Origin of the sequence: Paenibacillus sp. P3E (assembly GCF_001909045.1) — a bacterium.
Taxonomy (GTDB): domain Bacteria; phylum Bacillota; class Bacilli; order Paenibacillales; family Paenibacillaceae; genus Paenibacillus_AQ; species Paenibacillus_AQ helianthi.
Genome location: NZ_LVWH01000201.1, coordinates 14,623 through 37,871 on the forward strand (window position 1 = coordinate 14,623; position 23,249 = coordinate 37,871).

A 23,249-nucleotide genomic window follows, 5' to 3' on the forward strand; every position below is an offset into this window, starting at 1 on the left:
AAATTAGTAGCTACTACTTATTTCGGCACTATTCAACTATTTCGTTATCAAAATGTCGAATCCTGCTGAAAAAATTAAAAAATCATGTTTTCTTTTAGAACAGTTGCGGAAAATCCATCTGCCGCAGTGCTTCATAGACAATAATTGCCGCTGAATTCGATAAGTTCAACGATCTTACCGCTTCACTCATCGGCATACGCATGACGGTTTCCTTGCCAGCTTCCAGAATCTCCGGAGACAAGCCTTTGGTTTCCTTGCCGAATACAAAAAAATCCCCATCCCGGAACGTGAAATCGCTGTAGCGCTTGTCCGCCTTCGTTGTGGCATAAAAGAAACGGCCATCTGCATACTTTTCCAGCACTTCCGCAAAGGAGTCATGATATTCGATGTGCACCGCATGCCAATAATCCAGGCCGGCACGCTTTAACGTGGCATCGTCTGTACGGAAGCCGAGCGGACGCACCAGATGAAGGTGGGTGCCTGTAGCTGCACAGGTACGGGCGATATTGCCGGTGTTGGCCGGGATCTCCGGCTCCACCAGCACAATGTGTAATGCCATAAGGTATGAACTTCCTCTCTGCAGGCTCAACGGCCTATTGGTGTGTGTAGGAGGCATGGCGGCCGGGTAATGGGACTATTTCAAAGCAGAAAACCTTCCGCCTGTTGGCGGAAGGCCGCAAAATCTGCATTCATTAACCTTGAGTTTGCCGGAAATGCTTCATGAAATCAGATAGCGCCTTTACGCTCTCGTAAGGAACAGCGTTGTATATGGAAGCGCGTAAGCCCCCAACACTGCGGTGTCCCTTCAGCCCAACAAAACCTTCCTGCTCGGCTGCTTTGACAAATTGCTTCTCCAGCTCTTCTGACTGCATCCGGAAGGTAACGTTCATAATGGAACGGCTGCCTGCTTCTGCAACTCCGCGGTAGAAACCGTCGCTGCCATCGATATGGTCATACAGCAGGCCTGCTTTATCGCGGTTCTTGACTTCAATGCCGGCCAGCCCGCCTTGCTCCTCAATCCATTTTAACACTTCGTTAACCATATATACAGAGAATGATGGTGGTGTATTGTACAAAGAGTTGTTCTTCGAGTGTGTATCATAACGCAGGATCGTTGGAATGTTCGAAGGAGACTTGGCAATCAGCTCTTCCTTAACAATCACTACGGTTACACCGGAAGGTCCAAGATTTTTCTGCGCACCGGCATAGATCAGCCCGAATTGATTCACGTCAAAGGAACGGCTGAGAATGTCACTGGACATATCCGCGATCAGTGGAATGGAACCGGCATCCGGATACTCCGCGTACTGCGTACCTTCAATCGTCTCATTCGACGTAATGTGCAGATAAGCTGCATTGTCTGCTGCCTTGATGCTGCTCAGCTCTGGAATGGCCAGGAACTTCTTGTCTTCGGAAGAAGCGGCGACATGTGCGCCCCCAACAAGCTTCGCTTCCTTGAAAGCCTTCTCCGCCCAGCTTCCTGTCATAACATAGCTGCCTACCTGACCTTCAGAGATAAAGTTCATCGGGATCATGGCGAACTGTGTGCTTGCTCCACCTTGAATGAACAGAACCTTGTAGCCTTTAGGATTGCCGAGGAGCGAAAGCAGACGTTCCTGCGCTTCATTATGCACGGATTCGTATATTGCCCCGCGGTGCGACATCTCCATAATGGACATTCCGCTTTCCCGGAAATCAACAAACTCCGCTTGTGCGCGTTCAAGTACTGTAAGCGGCAGTGCCGCCGGACCTGCGTTAAAATTGTATGCTCTCTTGTTCAAAATTGCTCCCCACCCTTTCTCTCCTATGAATATGGATATCGCTATGATAGCAATAATCTCACACACCATCAAGTATAATTATTCACATAGGAGGGAAGATCGCAGGTATTAGAAGTTGAAAAATTGGAAGCTGCGGCTCCAATGCTTGCTGTGACGCGGTAAAATACTGATGTCCGCAAAAACCTCGGGAGAAATTACATGTTTTTCACCCCACAGCGCCATCCGCTCAGCTGTGAAATCTCCACTCTCCTTCACAGCGACCCCACCCGGGGAATACCGCAGTTCCCAGAAGCAGTCGGCCTCTCCTTGCTCCTGGCCTGCCAGCTTGCAGTAGAATGAACGGTCAGGCTCTGCCCTCCAGCTGAGGGTATTGCCCGATACCGCCAGCAGATCTGCCGTATACGACGATTCCGGATCTTCCACTCTCAGTCCGGCCGGGATTCTAAGCTCGTAGTCCGGTCCGACATTTGCACCGTTAATCCCCACAAAGTTATGGATGTACTCTTCGGTATGCAGAGGTTTGTCTCCCTTGTTCTCCAGCGTGTAGTGAATGTTCAGCCGGTCTTGTTGCAGCATAATAGTCTTGCTCAAAAGCATGCTGTACCCCCTGCACTCCATTGGCTGAACGGTATATGTAACAGACACCGCGCTCCGTTCCTCTTCAACCTCAAAAGGAATCAGAGGATAGCTCCCGAAAAAATCGTAGGGCGCATCGCTTACCTTCTGCAGCAGCCCAACCCCGAGCTTCGGAAACCACTCGCCAACCTCTGCTTCCTCATAACCAATTGCCCGGGAAATGCCGAACTCATTACAGAAGCCCATACCGCCGCTTCCTTGACCTGGAACCAGGCTCTCCGGTACGCCAAAGGTATGCTGCCCCTGCAGTAAAGTCACCCCTGTAATAAATCCGGTCCAATCGAAGCGGGTACCGCTATACTCCCCGACATCGGCAATATCCACCTTAAGAATGCCATTTGTAAGACTGTAAGCCATCTTTGAAACCTTCCTTTCTACAACTGCTAGTCTTGACTTAGCCTATTCTTATTATTAACCATAACATTCATCCAAACGCTACTCTTTTCGGTAACGTATGTTGCCAAACGTCTGTGTATTCAAGTGGAAACGGCTACGCTGTCCTTATAAGGGCAGCATCCGTTTCAGCGAGAAAGAGAAGGATCATCTATTGCGCGTAACATATAAATTCTTATCTTTCAGGAAAAAAGCGCCTGCCGCCGTAGATCCGGCCAACCTGGCGCTTCTTCTATTTATCCTGCTAGACCAGCTCCACCCGCAGGAGGTGAACCTCTCCTTCCGGCAAGGCTGTCAGCAGGCTGCGGGGAATCACGACACCCTCTGAGACGCGCTGAAGCGTCACCTCAGCGCCGTTGAGCATAGCCGAATGTATTTGGTACTCTCCGTAATCTGCGCGGCTTGTGGACACGTATACGACCTCCAGCACACGTTCCGCGAATATTGTCTTGATCGACGCCTGGCCTTCCTTATCGAACTGCTCTTTCATCAGCTTGGGCTGAAGAAGCAGATCACCCAGTTTGCCTTTGACGCCGAACACCTCGGTCACCATAGTCAGCAGCATCCAGCTTGCGGAGCCGGTCAAATACGTGTACATCCCTCTGCCCTGTTCATTAATGTACTCGGGAATGCCGGGGTACATCCGGCTGAGTTCGAAATTGGCGCTCAGGCTGTACAGTGAATCCAGCACCTTGCGTCCTTCTTTAACATAGCCGCGCTTATAAAGTGCGTTCCCGTACATCACTGTCATATGGCTGAACATAGCTCCGTTCTCTTTGTGCCCAAAAGCAAACCCGAATGCACGGCCCAAATTCTGCTGAATGCCGCCAAAGTTCGAATTCAGCCGGTACCCGATTTTCTCATCATACAGATTGCGCTCCACGGCTGCAATGATCTGCGGAATCTGCTCAGGTGAGGCCGCATGGCCGAGGAGCGGGAACACCTGCCCCGTCAGTGTCATTCGGACATTGTTTTCGAATTCTCCCTCGACACGTTCGCTGTCATTATTATAATAGCCATTGAACCAGCCGTCTCCTTGTCCGCTCTGTATCCACTCGCTCCGGCGCAGATGTTCGAATATCCACTCTGCTTTATGAGCCAGATCATCCGCCACCTTTTCCACAGCAAGCTCTGCACGTCTACCGCTCACCTTGTTGGGTGCAGCAGCATAGTACCGGTCGAGGAGCGCAAGCTTGGCAGATACGGACTCATAATCCACCGCTTCATGCAATGAATCCAGCAGCAGCGTTATTTCTTCTGCCAGCTCCAGCATTTCAAGCCCTTTGTACTCTTTCAGCGTGCGCAGCAAACGGGAGAGATCCAGCAGATTACTGGCGTAGAAGGAAGTGAAGGTGACACTCTCACCACGCTGTGCCGCCATATCAAGCCCGTCATTCCAGTCAGCGCCTTCCAACAGAATATTGTTGTGTTCGCCCACGTTGAAGAACGGAACCAGATTCTGTAGCAGAATATGCTCCAGGATCGTCCCCGAATATTGCTCTCCGTTCATGGTTTGAAGAGTACTGCCAGCGGACACATCCCAGGAAGTATCGCGCTCCCTGCAGCGGGCCATGAACGAATCACGGAAATAGCTCTGCTGCTCAAACAGGAAGTCCAGATCTCCGCTCTGATCCAGATACAGCATGGTTGTTAGGAACGGCCAAGCCCCGTGGTCCATCCACACGCGCGGAATATTGTTTCGGTCGGCAATGAACTCACCCGGCTGCTGGCCGATAATCGTTGCATTGCTGCCGTCAATTCTCACACCGGCATAGTTATTCAGCAGCAGACTGCGGACATCCGCCGGTTCCATGATCAGCAGCGCCAGACAATCTTGCCAGAGATCACGCCAACCACGGCCACCCCGTCCATAATCATGATACGGTAAAAAAGAATTGCCATAAAGTCTGCGCAGCACCGGCTGCAGTGTGACCCATTTCATCCACTGGTCCGCAGCCGGGTCGCTGGTATGGAACTCCACCGTATTCACCTTATCCGCCCAGAACGATTTATTTTCCTGAAGTCTATTATCAAAAGCATCGATGGAGCCGTATTTCTCCATCAACGCCGAAATATCGATTCTATCATTGCCGATAGCCAGCAAAACCACATAAGAAATACTCTGGCCTGGCTGTAAAGCTACCGTGGCAAACCGCAGCCCTCCAAGCGCTTCGTAGCCTTCCTTATGCACACCTCCACCTGCTCCGACTTGCGGTTCCAGATTCATTACCACCGCTTCCGGCCAATCCAAACTCCCGCCTTCACCGATGAATTCCTCCTGTACCGGGAAGAATCCAACGGGCTGCCCTCCGCCTTCTACGGCCCCAAACACCCCATAAGAGGTGTGATTGACCCGGTGCCCACGCTCATCGAAAGAAAGAGCCGGTTGTACTTCAACGCCATGCGCAGAGGTATAAATCCGGTTCAGCAGTGAAGTGACATGTCGATGGTCGCGCAGATCGTCCGCTGAACGCGCATACAATGGAACCGCCGCTGTCGGCGTTATTATGGTTTCCTCTGCCGAGGAATTAGTGAGCACAACCTTCATAAGCTCCACTTTATCGTTACCCGCCGGTACATAACTGGTGATTACTGCCTTGATCCCTAACTCCCGGCTCTCACGGGTCACGCGGTGCCACAGCAATCCGGCTTCCAATACGGCATTGTCAGCTTCATCACCATACATCTTGGCATTTTGCCGGGCGGAATTCCCTGCTGCTGACCAGGCGCCTTTACCTTCCACATAGACCCAGAAATTGCGGGAAGCTCGTGAGTTATGCAGGTCCTCCACCGACAAGGGGGGTGTCAGAAAGGTATTATGGCCCGAAGTGACCTGACCGTGAAGCTTAGGGCTGACGGAAGACATCATGCCCCCCTCATTCACCAGAGGAAAATATAAAAAGCTGCTGTGGTCTGGCTGCTTCAGACTGAAATCCCCATTATTCCCGTTAAAAATCCATCCCGTTCCCTTTTGATTCATTGAATTCATCCTTTCTACCGCTCGTATTACAGAAACCGGTTTCGATTTTTATTATCACACCGTAGGATTTCTTTGTAAAGTTATTTCTACGGCATCAATTATTTCTATAAAACCCCGTAAACACAGGTATACTCCATATCATATGTGTAGTTCAGATAATCGAAACCATTTTCGTAAATAGTCATCTACTGAATGAAATAGGCTATTTCCCGAGTAAGTAATTAGTAATATTTTCATTAATCACATGTAAATCGTTTCTATGTAAGCGTAACACAAATTATCAGATGAAAGTTATGGACTTTCACGGGTGGATTTTACGAAAAATCCCGAAAACAGAAACTAATCTTCTGTTCCAGCGCCTTTGATCATGTAACTGCCCAAGCTAACTCCCCTCTTCTCTACAGGGAGATTGTAAACAAATCGGATTCACACATTCCTCGAAGCCCCCGGTGTGATTCCAGAAGCCGCTGACGCCCTCGCTACGGCCTCAAAGCCTTTGCTTCATAATTGCACCACTGCGCCGCTGTAAAGCCAATAGAGAGTCGCTCAGCGGCTTCATGTTCATATCGCTGCTCCAATTCCCCACATCTTTGGTTTGCCCACTACTGGCATCTCTTCGTATGAAGAACAAACTCACCCTAACGGGTGAATCCAGCACCTCATTGCCGCAGGTACGGCATTGCTCCTAAATCAAGTGTATTTCTAACTCCCGTTCTGCCACTGGCCCGTTAACGGCGGGATCAGAGGTATTTCCACCTCTCATTCTGCCCGCTGGCCCGTTCACGGCGAGATCAGAGGTATTTCTACCTCTCATTCTGCCCGCTGGCCCGTTCACGGCGGGATCAGAGGTATTTCTACCTCTCATTTTGCCCGCTGGCCCGTTCACGGCGAGATCAGAGGTATTTCTACCTCCCATTCTGCCCGCTGGCCCGTTTATGGCGAGATTTTCCCGTACATCAAAAAGCCCCCGGTTTCCCGGAGGCTTCTTGATTTACTATATAGTTATGCGATCTTATACATCAAAGTACAGGGAGTATTCATGCGGATGAACACGGATAGCAACCTCTTGTGCTTCTCCACGTTTCAGAGCGATATAGTTGTCGATAAAGTCTTTAGTGAATACGCCGCCTTCAGTCAGGAATTCGTAGTCAGCTTCCAAAGCGTCAAGCGCTTCGTTCAGGCTGCCTGGAACGCTGCGGATCTTCTCTTTGTCGGCATCAGACAATTCGTAGATGTTCTTGTCCAGTGGACCGTAGCCCATTTCTTCAGGGTTGATCTTCTTCTTGATTCCGTCCAGACCCGCCATCAGCATAGCCGAGAAAGCCAGGTAAGGGTTAGCAGTGGAGTCAGGTGTACGGAATTCAATACGACAGCCCTTAGGTGTTACAGCAGCTACCGGGATACGGACAGCAGCGGAGCGGTTACCTTTGGAGTAAACCAGGTTAACCGGTGCTTCATAACCAGGAACCAGACGTTTGAACGAGTTGGTGCTTGGGTTAGTCAGTGCGATCAGTGCCGGAGCATGATACAGGATACCACCGATGTAGTGGAGCGCCATTTCACTCAGGTTCGCGTATGCGCCTTTTTCGTAGAACAAAGGCTCGCTGCCGTTGAAGATGGATTGATGAACGTGCATGCCGCTACCGTTGTCGCCGAACAGTGGTTTAGGCATGAAAGTTGCTACTTTGCCATATTGGCGTGCAGTGTTTTGAACAATATATTTGTAAGTCAGGAGATTGTCAGCTGTTTTCTTCAGGGTGTCAAAACGGAAGTTGATTTCCGCTTGGCCTGCAGTTGCCACTTCATGGTGATGGCGTTCGATTTCAAGGCCTGCTTCAGCGAGCAAACGGCACATTTCACTGCGGATATCCTGTTGGGAATCCACTGGAGCTACTGGCACGTAACCGCCTTTAACGCCTACTTTGAATGCCATGTTGCCGCCTTCGTCTTTGCGGTTGGTGTTCCATGCTGCTTCTTCAGAATCTACGAAGAAAGAAGCGCTGTTCATTCCGCTTTCGTAGCGTACATCGTCAAAGATAAAGAATTCGGATTCAGGTGCGAAGAAAGCCGCTGTACCCACACCGCATGTTTGCAGGAACTCTTCTGCTTTTACCGCGATACCGCGCGGGTCGCGTTCATAACGTTCGCCATCAGGTGTGAAAATGTCACACATAATATTCAGCGTTGGGTGAGCTGTAAAAGGATCGATATATATAGTACTTGGATCAGGCATCATAACCATGTCCGATTCTTCGATACCGCGGAACCCTTTGATGGAAGAACCGTCAAATGCTACACCATTTACAAATGTCTCTTCTTCCACAGCGGATGCAGGCAATGAGATATGGTGAGCACGTCCACCTAAATCTACAAACCGAAAATCCACCCACTCGATATTGTTTTCCTTGATCGTCTGCAACACTTTTTCAACCGACATGAATTAATTCCTCCCCAAGTTCCGAACATTAGGCCGCTCACAGTATCAAATGTTCTTGTTTTTATTTTTTTGCTGTCGTCATTATAAATCTCAAACCTAACATCGTCAATGCTTATGTCAGGTATTTCTGACGACAATGTAAGATATTCTGACGCTTTGGTGAAAAATGCATACCCAGTCGAATCACATGTTACATTCACTCCGCCATACGCAAAAACAGCCCTCTCACCCGCCCGGAAGCGGGATGGAGGACTGGTGAAAATCCTTAGAAGGCTCTGTTATTAAAGGACCGGAGCCGCCTCCAGCGAACTTGAGAACTTGCGTCCGACAAGCGGTGCCAGCTTCTCCAAGTCTCTCAGCAGCTTGTCGAACTGCTCAGGGAACAGAGACTGTACACCATCTCCTGTCATCGAGTTATCCGGATCGGTATGCATCTCAATAATCAGCCCGTTGGCTCCCGCAGCCACCGATGCCTTGGCCATTGGTTCAACCAGTTCACGCCGTCCTGTGCCATGACTCGGATCGGAAATAACCGGAAGATGACTCAGGTTCTGGAGTACAGGAATCGCTGACAGATCAAGAGTATTCCGTGTGTACGTTTCGAATGTACGGATACCGCGCTCGCAGAGCATGACATCGCGGTTGCCGCCAGCCAGAATGTATTCAGCCGCATTCAACAATTCATCGTAAGTCGCACTAAATCCGCGCTTTAGCAGCACAGGGCGTCCGCAGGTTCCCAGCTTGCGCAGCAAGTCAAAGTTCTGCATATTGCGTGTGCCTACCTGCAGAATATCCGCATGCTCCGCACAAATATCAACATACTCCGGTGTCATCACCTCAGTGATGGTCAGCAGGCCGTGGCGTTTGCCGGCTTCCGCCATCATCGTAAGACCTTCCACACCTACACCTTGGAAGCTGTAAGGACCCGTCCGTGGTTTAAAGGCTCCACCGCGCAGCACCTGACCGCCCGATGCCTTGACCAGACGGGCAATCTCGTCGATCTGTTCCGGGGATTCCACAGCGCAGGGTCCGCCCATGATCACCAGATTCTCACCGCCGATTTTTACACCGCGGATATCAATAATTGTATCCTCCGGATGGAAATCACGGCTGGCCAGTTTGTAGGATTTGGAGATCTTCACCACGTTCTCGACGCCTTTCATCTGACGCAGATGTTCTGCGAGCTTCGGTGTCACTCCGCCCACCAGGCCAATAACGGTATGATCCGCTCCGCGTGAGAGATGAACCTGAAGGCCTTCCTTTTCAATTACGGCGATAATCTCGTTGACCTGCTCCTGTGGTGTTTGATTCGATGTAATGACGATCATATTATAGCTCCCCTTTTGGATGAATATTCTTAAATCGGCTCGAAAGATAAATCACATACTATTTCGCTACGACGCGTGTACGCTTTTAAGCACTAAAGTAATATTAACTCATTCCGCTGTATTAGTCAATCTGTAATCAGCCATATCTACAGGACTGTGTCCATATTATGGCTGGTTTCCACTAATCCCCTAAAGTAAATTAAGGGTACACAGGAAAATCCATCCACAAAAAAAGAGCACACAGCTCCCGGAAACCGAAAGTTGCGTGCCCTCTAAAAAATGTATAAGTTCATTTGGCTACTGGATCAGGTCGTGCTTGCACTCTTATTCTTCACTGGCGGCAGGAGCTTTGCCATGTTCACAGTACGCTTAATTTCCCAGGTATCGGGAAGCGCTGGATCATACTGCTCCAGGTAACTGATCACTTCCTTAGTGATCGGCGTGGGTGTAGACGCACCTGAAGTAACACCTACCTTGGTGATCCCCTTTAGCCACTCGATCTTCAGCTCAGACAAATCGGAAATCCGGTGCGCAGGCACCCCGGCAATCTCCTCCGACACTTGGGCCAGACGGTTGGAGTTGTTGCTGCGCGGATCGCCGACTACGATCACGAGCTCGCATTGTCCAGCCTGCTCCGCCACCGCTTCCTGGCGCACCTGAGTTGCCATGCAGATCTCATTATGCACCTCTGCCCCCGGGAAGGTCTCCAGCAGCTTTTTCATGATATGCTTGATATCCCACTGGCTCATGGTGGTCTGATTCGTAATCACGATACGCGAAGAAGGGATAGACAAGCTGGAAATCTCTTCTTCCTTCTCGATCAGATGGACATGTCCAGGCGCAATCCCGACAGCCCCCTCCGGTTCCGGGTGGCCTTTCTTGCCGATATAGATAATTTCATAACCCTCGTCTACCTTCTCCTTGATGAGATCATGGGTTTTTGTCACATCCGGGCAGGTGGCGTCGACCGTAGTCAGTCCTTTGGCACGGGCCAGGCGGCGGACTTCCGGGGATACGCCATGAGCGGTGAAAATCACCGTCCCGCTGTCGACTTTATCCAAAATATCCAGACGGTTATGTCCGTCCAGCGTGATAATTCCATCGTCCTCAAACGAATGGGTGACATGGCTGTTGTGCACAATCATGCCAAGTATATAAATCGGCCGGGGCAAATCAAGATTTTGCGCGGCCTGCCGTGCCATGACCATGGCATCGACGACGCCATAGCAATAGCCCCGGGGAGAAATTTTGATGACTTCCATGAATTCACCGGCTTTCTGCTGTCGTTGACTGCTTGTAATAGAACCGGTCTAATTATACCCTATTCCAGCGGCGGAGCAAAGAGAAGCGGCAGCCAGATAACAAAAGTCGTACCTTCTCCCTGGCGCGTAACCACCTCAACCGAACCCCCGTGCTCATCAATAATCCATTTGGCGATTGACAAGCCGAGTCCGATTCCTTCCGTGATTCCCCGCGATTCATCCGCACGATAGAAACGGTCGAAGATATGGGGAACTTCATCCTTATCCATTCCGATCCCTGTATCGGCAATACGGATTCCCACCTGATTCTGATAAAAAACAGCGTCCAGTGTAACCTCTCCCTCAGGAGTGTATTTGAAGGCATTATCAATAAAAATAAACATCATTTGCTGCAAATAATCCTTGTTGCCTACGATATATTTGCCATTCAGCTGACTTAGATCCCCAACGGACCAGTCGGCTTGCCGCTGCAGGAATGAAGCCCGGCGGGCCACCTCAGTCATCATCGGCTCCAGTGCTACCGGCTCAATGTCGAAGGTCCGTCCGGTATCGGCCCGGGCCAGCGAGAGCATATCCGCCACGAGCCGGCTCATGCGTTTGGATTCGTCCGCGATATCTTTCACGGATTCAATGGACAGCTGGCGAATCTCGGCTTCCGTCATCCGGCTCTCCTCAGGGTTCATCTCCCATATCTTTTGCAGCAGATCGATATTCCCTCGTATCGTTGTCAGCGGTGTCCGCAGCTCATGCGAAGCATCAGACACAAAGCGGCGCTGAGTCGCATAAGAATCCTCCAGCTCTGTATAAAAGCCTTCCATCCGCCCTAGCATGCTGTTGACGGTCTGGATCAGCCGTCCAATCTCATCCTGTGGTCCATCGTAAACAATCCGCGAGCTGAGGTCAGTTCCCGTCTGAATCCCGTTGGCTGCTTCAATGACATTGCCGATCGGACTCATCGCTTTACGCGCGAGGAAGAGGCCAAAGGTGAAGGCTGCAATCAGGGTGGCGAAGGAGCCGACAAGAAGGATATTCTGCAAATTCTGCATTAGATGGTCCTGTTCACCCGTGTATGCCGCCACCTGAAGCACAGCAGGAAGCGCCCCTCCGGTTGAGGTAGTAACATCAATCGACATCTGATAGATAAGAAAAGGGTTGCCCTCGTAATTTGCACGTATAAACCCCTGTTGATTCTTAACGACATCCTGCTCGGGAATTTTGAACTGAAGACCGAGGTTTTCCATATTGATACTTGGAATCAATGTCTTCTCACTATAGACGTAAATCTGGGCATACAAACTTTGTGCCTGAATTCCCACAAGGTTAAGTTTTACTGTACCATCAATGTTCCAAGACGGCTTCAATTGAACTTGATTCGACTGTTCTTTCAGCCGCTCCTTCAAATCACCATACGTATTAAAATAGACAAATCCGTAAATTGCGGCTGATAAGGCCAGCAGCATAACGGCCAGAATTCCTGAATACCAGGCAGTCAGCCGCAATCGTATCGACATATTAGTCACCTCTTAGGATGTAACCGGCTCCCCGGATCGTCTGAATCAGTCTTTTGCCGCCGTGCTCCTCGGTTTTCTGGCGAAGCATGGCAATATATACTTCAAGCACATTGGATTCCCCGCTGTAGTCGTAGCCCCAGATTTTATCCATGATCAGATCGCGGGACAGCACCCGCTTCGGATTCTGCATGAACAGATGCAGCAGCTCGAACTCCTTCGCTGTCAGTTCCAGACGCTTACCCCCGCGGGTTACCTCACGTGAATCTACATCCAGCGTAATGTCCTCGTAGGATACTGCCTGGTCTGTGTTTCCCCCCTGCTCGCTTTTACGGCGCAACAATGCGCGTACACGGGCAAGCAGCTCCTCCAGCGCAAACGGCTTCACCAGATAATCATCCGCTCCCAGATCCAACCCCTTTACCCTATGCTCAATTTCGTCTTTAGCTGTGAGCATGAGTACCGGAACCGTACTGCCACCCTCCCGCAAACGCCGGCAGACCTCAAAGCCATCCACCTGAGGCATCATAACATCCAGCACAACCACATCCGGATCACTGTTCAAAACAGCGCGCAAGCCATCGGCTCCGTTTGTAGCCGTCTTCACATCATACCCTTCAAAGGCAAGTCCCCGGCGCAGCATAGAAATAATCTTTTCATCGTCATCAATAATTAAAATGTTCGGTCGCATCCAAACAGCCCCCATTGTCCAAATCGTCTATCTCTATTGTAACATGATTGCACCAGTTCGCAGCCCGTGCAGCAAAAGCGGAAGGGTTTCCCCTTCCGCTGTGCACTGCACCGTCACGGTGTCTGTTACTGGCGCTGAGTTTGAGTAGTGTTGAAGTCGTTTTTATTTCCAATAGTTACAGAAAGCTCCAGCGTTTTGCCGTCACGGACTACGTCGAGCGTGATTTTGTCACCTACTTTGAGCGTCTGGATGTAGGTAATCAGATCTTGGCTGGTTGCATATTTCTTGCCGTTAACACCTGTAATAATATCGTAAGGACGCAGATCAGCGGTATAGGCTGGCGATTTAAAGATAATGTCGGCTACGACAGAACCTTCTTTAATATTCGTACCCATCTGTTTGGCAACTTCATCGGTAATCGTCATTAGAGAAGCACCAATGAATGGAACCGGTTCTTTAGGGATTTCCTGGTTGGCTTCGAGTTTGTCTACAACATTTTTAATGGTATTCACCGCAATGGCGAATCCGATCCCTTGTGAGTCCGTGCTTACGGCTACGTTCATTCCGATAACCTGGCCATTCAGGTTAAGCAGCGGGCCGCCGGAGTTACCAGGGTTAATGGAAGCGTCCGTCTGCAGAAGGTTTTTATAATTACGGGTACCGCTTCCGTCTTCTTCATTGATATCAATGCTGCGGTTTTTGGCGCTGAGCACACCCGCTGTAACGGTATGGTCAAAACCCTGCGGGTTACCAATCGCTACCACTTCGGAGCCGACCTTAATGCTGTCCGAATCACCCAGCTGTACCGTCGGGAAGTTTTTCCCTTCAATTTTCAGAACAGCCAAATCCAGATCCTTGCTGGTCCCGAGCAATTTGGCTTCATAGGTCTTCGTAGTGCCGTCAACGGTAACCTGAATTACATCGGCCTTGTCAACAACATGCTGGTTGGTCAAAATATATCCTGAGGAATCATAGATAAAACCTGTTCCGATTCCATAAGGTGTAAGCTGGGAAGAAGAATTCGAACCTGAATTGGATTCTGAATTCGATCCTGAATTCGACCCGGAAGAGCCGTTGCTGCCAAATTGATCACCGAAGAAAAATTGTGAGAACGGATCACTCATATTTGGATTAGTAGAGTTTCTGCCAGAGTTTGCTTTTACCAAGGTCTCAATTTTGACAACGGCCGGGCCTACGGAATCAACCACTCTCGAAGCATCTGTTGTCCCGGTAAGCAGCGATGTCGTGGTGGTAGACGGTGTAACATTTACGCTTCCATTTGCCGTCTTGGCCGCAGTGTTGGATACAGCCGCAGTTGTGACAGGGTCCCCTGTGAACCAGTTGCCGCGGTCCGCTGCGAACATGGAGCCTGAGAGAACGATCATTCCGGCGAGAAAAGATACCAGTACCGCTTTTACAGGTTTCTTGGGCTTATGGTTGTACTGCCAGCCATTACCTCCATCTGCTCCATTGCCACCCCGCCCGCCGTTGCCGTCCATTCCGGTTGTCCGCAGCGAAGTGCTGTATGGAACCGGTCTGACCGGCTGTGGAGGATTAACCTCTACACGTTCCGGTTCCCGGCGGTTGTAATGCTGCGGATCATCCGGGTTCATCTCATCTTTGTTCAGCGATTTGAAAGGTCCGTAAGAGTAATAGTAGGAAGATCCGGTTTCAGGAGACTCATTATTATTGCTATTGATATTACCGTTATCATTGCTGTTCACATTGTCGCTGCTATTGCTATCCCATTGCCGCTCCGGAGACGGTTCATTATCACGATTAAAGTTGTTTTCACGATCATAGTTATTTTTGTTATCGTCCATGTTTTTCTTTCCTCCCGCACCTTGCGTATCCGGCAAGGATTAATTTGTTTTCTTGTTCTTATTTTGTACTTTAAACCTTAAGGTCACATTAAAAACAATTTAAGCGGAGATAAAAAGTGGGGGAACCCTAGTATCAGGCAACACCACTATTAAACCCGTATTCTCTTGAATGGACCACTGCGGGTGGAACACGGGTTTAAAGGCGGCTGTATACTTTTCGCCCCGACAATAGGGTCCCTGGCAGGGAAGAGAAATCCGATATTCGCTATGATAATAGCGAATAGAAGCGAAAAAAAGGCCCGAGCACACAAAACGCGCCGGGCCAGAAACAATACCGTTATATTATTAAGATAGCAAGATTAATATTAATAGGACAATATGTAGTGCAACCGGAGTGTGATAGACAGGTAGCCTAACTCAATTACTAGGATTAATATGGTTTAACCCTGAGCCCAGCCCTTGCGGTGAGCATAAATCGCCAGCTGGGTACGGTCATCCAGCTCACATTTCATCAGCAGGTTGCTGACATGCGTCTTTACAGTTTTGATGCTGATATGAAGCTCCTCGCCGATGTCCTTATTGGTCTTGCCTTCGGCAATGAGCAGCAGCACTTCCTTCTCCCGCTCGGTGAGACCCGAAGAATCTCCTTGTACCGTCCGCTGGCGGATGCCGCGGGTAAGGGCTTGGGATACATCACCGGTCATCACCGGCATACCGCGGAAAGCACCTTGAAGTGCGTAGATCAGCTCCTCCGCCGAGACTGTTTTGAGCACATAGCTGACGGCACCGGCTTCAATAGCATCCACGACAAGATCATCCTCCAGGAAGCTCGTGAGAATCACAATTTTGAGACCCGGGAATTCAGCCAATACCGCACGGGTGGTCTCCGCACCGTTCATCAACGGCATCATCAGGTCCATCAGAACCAGATCAGGGAGTGCATCCTTCCCCCAGCTCCGGAGTGTTTTTAAGGCATCCTGCCCATTTGCAGCCTCTCCAATCACTTCAAACATCGGGTCCAGCATCAGATATGTTTTGAGGCCCATCCGGACCATGTCATGATCATCTACAAGCAGAACTTTAATGACACTCATTTTTATCCTCCTCAGTGTTAATAGAGCTAAACCTCATGCATACAATCAAACCAGTATCATAAGTACTCTCTTGATCAATCAGCTCTCGGCCGCACCAGCATTATCCAGCTCCGGGTTGCCCTGGATAAATTTTGGTATATGTACACGGATCGTAGTTCCAGCTCCCTTGCGGCTAATGATCTCCACTTGCCCGCCGAGCTTCTCCGCGCGTTCACGCATCGTTGTAAGTCCATATGAGCCCTGCTTATGCTGTACATGCTCGAAGCCTTGCCCGTCATCGCTGATGCTCAGCACTACTTGTCTCGGCACTTCGCGCAGCGACAGGCTGACGAGCCGTGCTCCCGCATGCTTGACAATGTTGGCCATCGATTCCTGGATAATCAGGAACAGCTGATGTTCAATGGCTTCAGACAACTCTCCTTGCAGCTCAAGCTCTTTCACGCCTTTAAGTCCGTTCTGGCGGCAATAATCCGGGAACCATTTCTCCAGCGCCTCGAACAGATTCCGGCCCTCCAATTCTACCGGCCGGAGCTGGGCAATCAGGGCTCGCATCTGCTTCTGGGCCATTTGGGACATGGTAATCAGCTGATCCATAACGGTTCTGCCATGCTCCGCATTCCGCTCCAGCACTTTAGGCAGCGAAGAAGCGGACATATGAATCGCAAACAGCTGCTGGCTTACGGTATCATGCAGATCCCGTGCCATACGCCTCCGCTCTTCAAGCACCGCGCTCTCCGCCGCCTTTTCCTTCTCGATCACTTCCTGCTCGCCCAATCGCTGCAGCAGCTGCATCTTATTCTCCACAGTGTCCATCATCATGTTGAACTCGTGGTATACTCTGGCAAAAGACTGGTCATCACTCTCAGGCATCCGTACGGATAAGTTACCCTTGGCCACCTGAAGCATGTTCAGATCCAAAAGGTCAATCCGCCGCTGAATCCGCTGGCCGGCCATATACCCTACAACTACAGTGAACAACACGATCCCCACGCAAAGATACAGCCACATACGGTAATCCTGAACCTTGATATAGCCCAGGCATGTCCCGGCATACATAAGTCCGGCGGTTACACCGCCACTAAGCAGAAAATACACCAGCAGCATCCATTTGGTATTACTTAATAATTTCCCCATGCTTACCCCACCGTTTTAATTTTAATGTCGCCAATGAAGGCACTGACATTAATACGGACTTTTTTGCCGGCTTCCTTATAATAAGGTGTATTGCATTGCACGCTGCTCATGAACCCGCTGCGCGACTGCTCCAGAACCTGCATATCTCCGATAAAAGAACTGCTGTTCACCTTGACTCCCAGGTCCATATCTTCCGGTATATACACCTTGATGTCGCCTACAAAAGCAGAAATATTGATCTTCGTCTCTCCGTAGGGAATCTGCGCATTGGTCAGATCCAGGACGGTGTCGCCAATGAACTGCGAAATATTTGTATTCTTCAGCTGAAAATGATCCTTGCCCACATGAACATCCCCAATAAAAGCGGAACGGTTCGTCGTTTCCTTACGATCTGCGGCACCATGGAACTCTTCATGCCATTCGCCATGCCGGCGTGCGTGGCGCTCCTGGCGCTCCTGCCGTCTGCGTTCGTGCCTCTCGTGCTTCTCCTGCCAGCGGGAATCTGCAGAAGAGTGGAATCTCCCGTTGTCGCTCTCGTCCTCCTCTTCATCCTTATGCAAGTACTCGTTCCAATCCCTTTGCCCCTCAGACTTGCCGAACTTCTGCTCGAATTGCTCATCCAGTGTGGATTCGAGGGGCTTTGGAGGCTCAACATCCAGAGGTCCTGCTCCAGGTCCTGGAGGATAGTAGCCCTTGGGTGCGGGCGGTGTGGGCGGTACAGGTGGAGTATGATCCCGCGGCTTGAAGATAACATATAATCCTCCACCGATCAGCATCACGGGAATCAGCAATTTGAAAAAGTCGCCGGCTGAAACATCAAACCAATCCAGGTTCCTCCCCAGGAAAAACACCCCAAGTGCCAAGTAGAGGAATCCCCAAAAAGCAGATGAACCCTTAGAACCGCGCTCATTCGTGGATAGAACTTTCTGGATCCCCATAATAATGAGAATAACCGGCCAATAATCAGCAAAAAGGGAACCTATATTGAAATCGGTATACCCCATCTGCCGCAGCAAAAACATCGCTCCCAGTCCAATCAGGAGCAGACCCCCGAGGATCTGGCTGGTGAATCGTCTTTTCATCCTTCATTTCCCCTTTATGTTGATATAACTCACTCATTCACTCTTATAGCCTTAGTCTACAGGAACAGGCAGCCGGAGAACAGCGCCGGGAGAAGGAAACTTGACTCAGTCTCTGGACCGAGGGGGATGTAGAATCGCAGTAAAGTTCTGCTCACAAAAAAAACTGCCCCGCCGCTCAGGAACTGAACGGAAACGGGACAGACGGTGATTGAACAGATGCAGTTAAAAGATGGTGCTACAAAAGTTTGAACTACAGCATTATTGCTGCGGTTTTTGAACCGGTTTTGCCATACTCTGCTTAGATGCGCCGTCATTTTCTACAGCAAACTCAGCATTGTATTTTTCATTTGGTGTTTTGTAGTTTTCTTGAACCTTTGGTTTTTTAGAATTGGCCACGGAAATCACCTCCCTTGTCTCTTATACAGTCTGATACCAGAGTGCATCCGAGAATCTAACGAAAGAGGCTGCTTATTCTGCCCCAGTCCGTATTATGGGAAAGGCGGGACCTTATTATGCATACTTATGTGAAATAAAATTCATACTGGCAGTGTGTAGGGTAACCCTAGATGACTTCCTCAAGAAGATCCTGCGGAATGGCATTATAGGTTTGAACAGCCCGGCCCAGACTCTTCAGCATGTTCTCGGTACATCTTCCGTTCCCCCGCTTAATGAGCTGCACCACTACCGTTTTTTTACCCCATTCCTTATAAACCTGCTTAATGGTAGAAAAATAAAGATCAATCTTCCGGCCCTTGATAGCCGAACCGGTATCTGCCACAACTGCGTAGCCATAGCCGGGGATATACAAAACGCTGCCTAACGGAATCACTTTGGGATCAGCAGCGATGGTCGATACTGCATTTTTGTCCCGTCGGACTTTGACACCAGAATACGTGATGCCGTACTGCGGATGCTTTGAGGTTTTACCTGTAGATTCAAAACCTGCTGTGTAGCCTGTAGCAGTTACCTTGAAAGAAGTGATAATCTGCTCCGGCCCTGGTGCCGCTACCTGTACGGTTGCTGGCGGTTTGGAAGCAGTATTACCCGGTTGTGTGACTGCATGAGGTGCTGGTGTATGTTTTGGAGCCTTAGTGGCTGCCGGCTTGCCGGACTGTGCGAGCGCTTGGGAACGGGACACCCCTCTGGATGCGGATTCTCCTTGATCATACAGCGCGGCTTGACCAGCTGCCAGCACTTCCGGCCCGGTGTGGCCGCTGACACTGCTGAACTGCACAGAACCTTTTATATGTTGCGGATCAAGTGACTTGTTTATACTATTGCTTAATTGACCTGCAGTGTCTCCCGTCCCGTTAGCTTCCACCGGCTTGCGTCCAAAATCAGGATAGACCCCAGCGGCAGTCAGCAAAAGCAGAATCGTTACGAAAAGACACCAAAACCTCTGGTATAAGCCCATTTTGTTCATTTGTTAAACCTCCCCCTATTAGCGAAGGTTTCCCGTTTCACAAAATTTTATACCTGGAGCCGTTTAAAACCCGGCCGCAGGCGGCTTATAACAGAGGCGAATGAATGACATTAAAGATATATAAATGAGGTTATACCTGAAGCTTTAGATTACACGCTCCGCAACTTCCTTAACTAAGGAAGCGATCACTTCCTGCAGCGGCTGGGCACCGATATCGCCTTCTCCGCGCTTACGGATGGAGACACTTCCGGCGTTCATTTCATTCTCGCCCACCACGAACATATAAGGGATCTTCTCGAGCTGTGCTTCACGGATTTTATAGCCCATTTTCTCGTTGCGCAGATCTACTTCGGCCCGGATTCCACTGGCAAGCAGTTTTGCTTCTACGTCCTTAGCGTAATCATCAAATGCGGAGGACACCGGAATGATCTTCACCTGCTGCGGGGACAGCCATAATGGAAGTGAGCCGGCAAAGTTCTCCAGCAAGAAGGCTACAAAACGTTCCATGGTACCAAGGATTCCGCGGTGCAGTACAACCGGACGGTGTTTTTGGCCATCGTCTCCGACATATTCCAGCTCAAAACGCTCAGGAAGCAGGAAGTCGATTTGCACTGTGGACAATGTTTCTTCTTTGCCAAGTACAGTCTTGATCTGAACGTCCAGCTTCGGACCGTAGAACGCTGCTTCGCCTTCCGCTTCAAAGAACGGTAGGCCCGCTTCTTCCACTACTTCTCGCAGCATGCGCTGTGCAGTTTCCCACATTTCATCGTTCGGATAGTATTTTTCAGTATCCTTCGGATCACGGTATGAGAGACGGAAACGGTAGTCGGCAATGCCGAAATCGCTGTATACCTGCTTGATCAGCTCAAGCACACGGGTAAATTCGCTTTTGATCTGATCCAGGCGGCAGAAAATATGTGAATCATTCAATGTCATCGAACGCACACGATGCAGCCCAGTCAGCGCGCCAGACATTTCATAGCGGTGCTGAATACCAAGCTCGGCAATCCGGATAGGCAAATCACGATAGCTGTGCATCGAACTCTTGTAAATCATCATGTGATGCGGGCAGTTCATCGGACGAAGCACGAATTCCTCATTGTCGATTGTCATCTTGGGGAACATATCCTCTTGGTAATGCTCCCAGTGTCCTGAAGTTTTGTACAGCTCTACATTGCCGAGCACCGGAGTATATACATGCTGGTAACCCAGGCTTGCTTCCAGATCGACGATATAGCGTTCCAGAATACTGCGCAATTTCGCACCTTTTGGAAGCCAGATTGGCAGGCCTTGTCCTACCAGCTGGTTGAAGGTGAAGATCTCCAGCTCTTTACCCAGCTTACGGTGGTCGCGTTTCTTTGCTTCTTCCAGCAGGTGCAGATACTCATCGAGCTGAGCTTTTTTGATCCAGGCAGTACCGTATATACGTTGCAGCATTTTGTTCTTGCTGTCCCCACGCCAGTAGGCTCCGGCTACGTTCATAAGCTTGAAGACCTTGATCTTCGCAGTGGAGGGCACATGCGGGCCGCGGCAAAGGTCAAAGAATTCTCCCTGCTCATATATCGTGATCACGCTATCTTCAGGCAGCGCTTCAATCAACTCCAGCTTATAGGGATCTTCCAGTTCACCGAAACGCTCCAGTGCTTCCTTGCGGCTGACCTCAATACGCACGATCGGCAGATTCTCCGAGACGATACGCTCCATTTCCTTCTCGATCTTCAGCAGGTCCTCCGGATTGAGCGGGTGCTCCAGATCCATATCATAGTAAAAGCCATCTTCGATCACCGGGCCTACACCCAGCTTAACCTCCTTAGTCCCGAACAGGCGGCGTACTGCCTGCGCCATCAAGTGGGCTGTACTGTGGCGCATCACTTCCAGGCCTTCCGGCGAATCCAAAGTGACGATCTCAACCAATGCACCTTCCTGCAGCGGCGTAGACAGGTCTACAACGATACCGTTCAGCTTGCCTGCTGCTGCATTTTTGCGGAGACCACTGCTGATCGAAGCGGCTACATCATCAATGCTGCTGCCATCGGCATATTCCCGGACCGAGCCGTCCGGAAGCTTGATATTAACTGACATGATTTATTCCTCCTAATATTTTGGTAAGGCCGCATAAGTAACGGAACGGAAATGTCCCTGAACACAAAAAACACCCGTCCCGCAAAGGGACGAGTGATTGCACCCGTGGTTCCACCCAAATTCGATTCCCGGCTAGCAGGAATCCTTCGTCAGCATGGAGATAACGGCCATGAACCGGCGGTTCTTACTATCCCTGGCAGGTTGTCCGCTGCCCAACAGCACTTGGGAGTTCATAACCGCAGCTACAAAGGGGTAGATGGATTACCGGATACCGGAGGAAATCACAGCCTGAAGTTTCCTCTCTCTGAAGCGGCCCTAAAAAGTAATCATCCATATCTTTGTCAACGCTGATAACGTGAATCTTGTGTAATTATAATTCTCTCTCCAGCCTTCCGTCAAGTCAGTCCCTGTATTTATCATCCGCAACAACACCGCCAGCAAGTAGAAGGATGATCTATAGCGCGAACATATAAATCCTTCTATTGTAAAATAGCTTAAGGGCAGAAGCCATCTTCTGCCCTGCAAGTCTATTCTTCCAGGCGTTTCCGTTCAGGCAAGCGGCCTGCGCGTTTCAAAGCCTCACGCAGCAAATATTCGATATGTCCGTTTACGCTGCGAAACTCTTCTCCCGCCCAACGTTCCAGCGCTTCGTGCAGGTCAGGATCGATCCGCAGCGGAAAGCTTTTCTTGGCCGCCATGATGAACCGTCCTTAGTACAACGAGCCGGCGTTAATGACCGGACTCGCTCCACGCTCCGACACGATCGCTACCATCAGATTGTTAATCATCGCCGCCTTGCGCTCTTCATCCAGTTCGACTACTCCGCTCTCCTTCAGCTGGCGGATCGCCATATCTACCATTCCGACCGCCCCTTCGACGATAATCTGCCGCGCGGACAGAATCGCTGAGGCCTGCTGCCGCTGCAGCATTGTACTGGCGATTTCAGTAGAATAAGCCAGATGTGTCAGCCGCGCTTCAATCACTTCAACACCGGATAAGGAAAGGCGGTCCTGAAGCTCGGCTGCCAGTTCCTTGGCAATCTCATCCGAATTCGCACGAAGGGACATGCCCGATTCGTTAAAATTGTCGTAAGGATACCGGCTGGCCACATGCCGCAGTGCGGTCTCGCTCTGGATTTCCACAAACGCCATATATTTGTCGACATCGAACAACGCCTTTGCCGAGTTGATGACTTTAAATACAATAACTGCAGCAATCTCAACCGGATTCCCCTCGACATCATTGACCTTCAGCTTAACGCTGTTGAAATTGCGCACCCGCAGGGATACGGTCTTGCGGATACTAAACGGAATGACTGCGAAGAGTCCGCTGCTAGCAATGGTACCGACATATTTGCCGAAAAAGGTTACCACGACCGACTTATTAGGCTGCACTACCGTAATACTCGTACATAGCACACCCGCAATGATGAACAGAATAACCGGAACCACAGCATAGTCATATGTTGCACCGTAAATCCCCCCTGCCAAGCAAATGGCAATAAGCGCAATAACCAGAAAACCACTAACTGGACGCAATGTTTTTTCTTTCATGAAAGGCACCTCCATAAGATATGTATTTGATATGATTATGAT

Annotated in this window: 18 protein-coding genes; all 18 read right to left on the reverse strand. The window is 50.0% G+C overall.

The features are described from left to right. Nucleotides 1–94: 94 nt before the first annotated feature. The gene (gene trmL / locus A3842_RS25065) at nucleotides 95–559 is read right to left on the reverse strand and encodes a tRNA (uridine(34)/cytosine(34)/5-carboxymethylaminomethyluridine(34)-2'-O)-methyltransferase TrmL (protein ID WP_074084624.1); all 465 of its coding nucleotides are present in this window, start codon (nucleotides 557–559) and stop codon (nucleotides 95–97) included. Between the two features lie 133 nt (nucleotides 560–692). Beyond that, nucleotides 693–1,784, reverse strand: coding sequence for a 3-phosphoserine/phosphohydroxythreonine transaminase (gene serC, locus A3842_RS25070; RefSeq protein WP_074084733.1), 1,092 nt, complete (start codon nucleotides 1,782–1,784; stop codon nucleotides 693–695). Between the two features lie 105 nt (nucleotides 1,785–1,889). Next, nucleotides 1,890–2,774, reverse strand: coding sequence for a hypothetical protein (locus A3842_RS25075; protein ID WP_074103115.1), 885 nt, complete (start codon nucleotides 2,772–2,774; stop codon nucleotides 1,890–1,892). Nucleotides 2,775–3,054: 280 nt separating this feature from the next. Then, the gene (locus tag A3842_RS25080) at nucleotides 3,055–5,790 is read right to left on the reverse strand and encodes a GH36-type glycosyl hydrolase domain-containing protein (RefSeq protein ID WP_074103116.1); all 2,736 of its coding nucleotides are present in this window, start codon (nucleotides 5,788–5,790) and stop codon (nucleotides 3,055–3,057) included. A gap of 1,012 nt (nucleotides 5,791–6,802) precedes the next feature. After that, entirely contained in the window at nucleotides 6,803–8,227 is a 1,425-nt protein-coding gene (gene glnA, locus A3842_RS25085; protein WP_074084627.1) for a type I glutamate--ammonia ligase, read from the reverse strand. A 281-nt stretch (nucleotides 8,228–8,508) separates the two neighbouring features. After that, complete coding sequence (gene aroF, locus A3842_RS25090; protein ID WP_074084628.1) at nucleotides 8,509–9,555, reverse strand: 3-deoxy-7-phosphoheptulonate synthase; 1,047 nt, start codon at nucleotides 9,553–9,555, stop codon at nucleotides 8,509–8,511. A gap of 305 nt (nucleotides 9,556–9,860) precedes the next feature. Then, nucleotides 9,861–10,817, reverse strand: a complete 957-nt coding sequence (locus A3842_RS25095; protein WP_074103117.1) for a 4-hydroxy-3-methylbut-2-enyl diphosphate reductase — start codon at nucleotides 10,815–10,817, stop codon at nucleotides 9,861–9,863. A gap of 59 nt (nucleotides 10,818–10,876) precedes the next feature. Beyond that, nucleotides 10,877–12,328 (reverse strand): sensor histidine kinase, encoded by a 1,452-nt coding sequence (locus tag A3842_RS25100; RefSeq protein ID WP_074084630.1) that lies wholly within the window; start codon nucleotides 12,326–12,328, stop codon nucleotides 10,877–10,879. 1 nt (nucleotide 12,329) lies between these two features. After that, a complete protein-coding gene (locus A3842_RS25105) occupies nucleotides 12,330–13,016 on the reverse strand; it encodes a response regulator transcription factor (RefSeq protein ID WP_074084631.1) in 687 nt (228 codons plus the stop codon). Nucleotides 13,017–13,141: 125 nt separating this feature from the next. Next, nucleotides 13,142–14,839, reverse strand: a complete 1,698-nt coding sequence (locus A3842_RS25110; protein WP_083609724.1) for a S1C family serine protease — start codon at nucleotides 14,837–14,839, stop codon at nucleotides 13,142–13,144. Between the two features lie 440 nt (nucleotides 14,840–15,279). Next, complete coding sequence (locus A3842_RS25115; protein WP_074084632.1) at nucleotides 15,280–15,933, reverse strand: response regulator; 654 nt, start codon at nucleotides 15,931–15,933, stop codon at nucleotides 15,280–15,282. A 78-nt stretch (nucleotides 15,934–16,011) separates the two neighbouring features. Continuing rightward, entirely contained in the window at nucleotides 16,012–17,067 is a 1,056-nt protein-coding gene (locus tag A3842_RS25120) for a HAMP domain-containing sensor histidine kinase (protein ID WP_074084633.1), read from the reverse strand. 2 nt (nucleotides 17,068–17,069) lie between these two features. Next, the gene (liaF, locus tag A3842_RS25125; RefSeq protein ID WP_074103118.1) at nucleotides 17,070–18,149 is read right to left on the reverse strand and encodes a cell wall-active antibiotics response protein LiaF; all 1,080 of its coding nucleotides are present in this window, start codon (nucleotides 18,147–18,149) and stop codon (nucleotides 17,070–17,072) included. A gap of 258 nt (nucleotides 18,150–18,407) precedes the next feature. After that, nucleotides 18,408–18,545: a hypothetical protein gene (locus A3842_RS32705; RefSeq protein ID WP_167374642.1), complete on the reverse strand. Its 138-nt coding sequence runs from the start codon at nucleotides 18,543–18,545 to the stop codon at nucleotides 18,408–18,410. Between the two features lie 166 nt (nucleotides 18,546–18,711). Next, entirely contained in the window at nucleotides 18,712–19,287 is a 576-nt protein-coding gene (locus A3842_RS31655; protein WP_371916021.1) for a 3D domain-containing protein, read from the reverse strand. A gap of 429 nt (nucleotides 19,288–19,716) precedes the next feature. Beyond that, entirely contained in the window at nucleotides 19,717–21,654 is a 1,938-nt protein-coding gene (thrS, locus tag A3842_RS25135; protein WP_074103119.1) for a threonine--tRNA ligase, read from the reverse strand. A 527-nt stretch (nucleotides 21,655–22,181) separates the two neighbouring features. After that, entirely contained in the window at nucleotides 22,182–22,352 is a 171-nt protein-coding gene (locus tag A3842_RS25140; protein WP_074084636.1) for a type II toxin-antitoxin system antitoxin, read from the reverse strand. A gap of 12 nt (nucleotides 22,353–22,364) precedes the next feature. After that, a complete protein-coding gene (locus tag A3842_RS25145; protein ID WP_074084637.1) occupies nucleotides 22,365–23,207 on the reverse strand; it encodes an SPFH domain-containing protein in 843 nt (280 codons plus the stop codon). Nucleotides 23,208–23,249 lie beyond the last annotated feature (42 nt).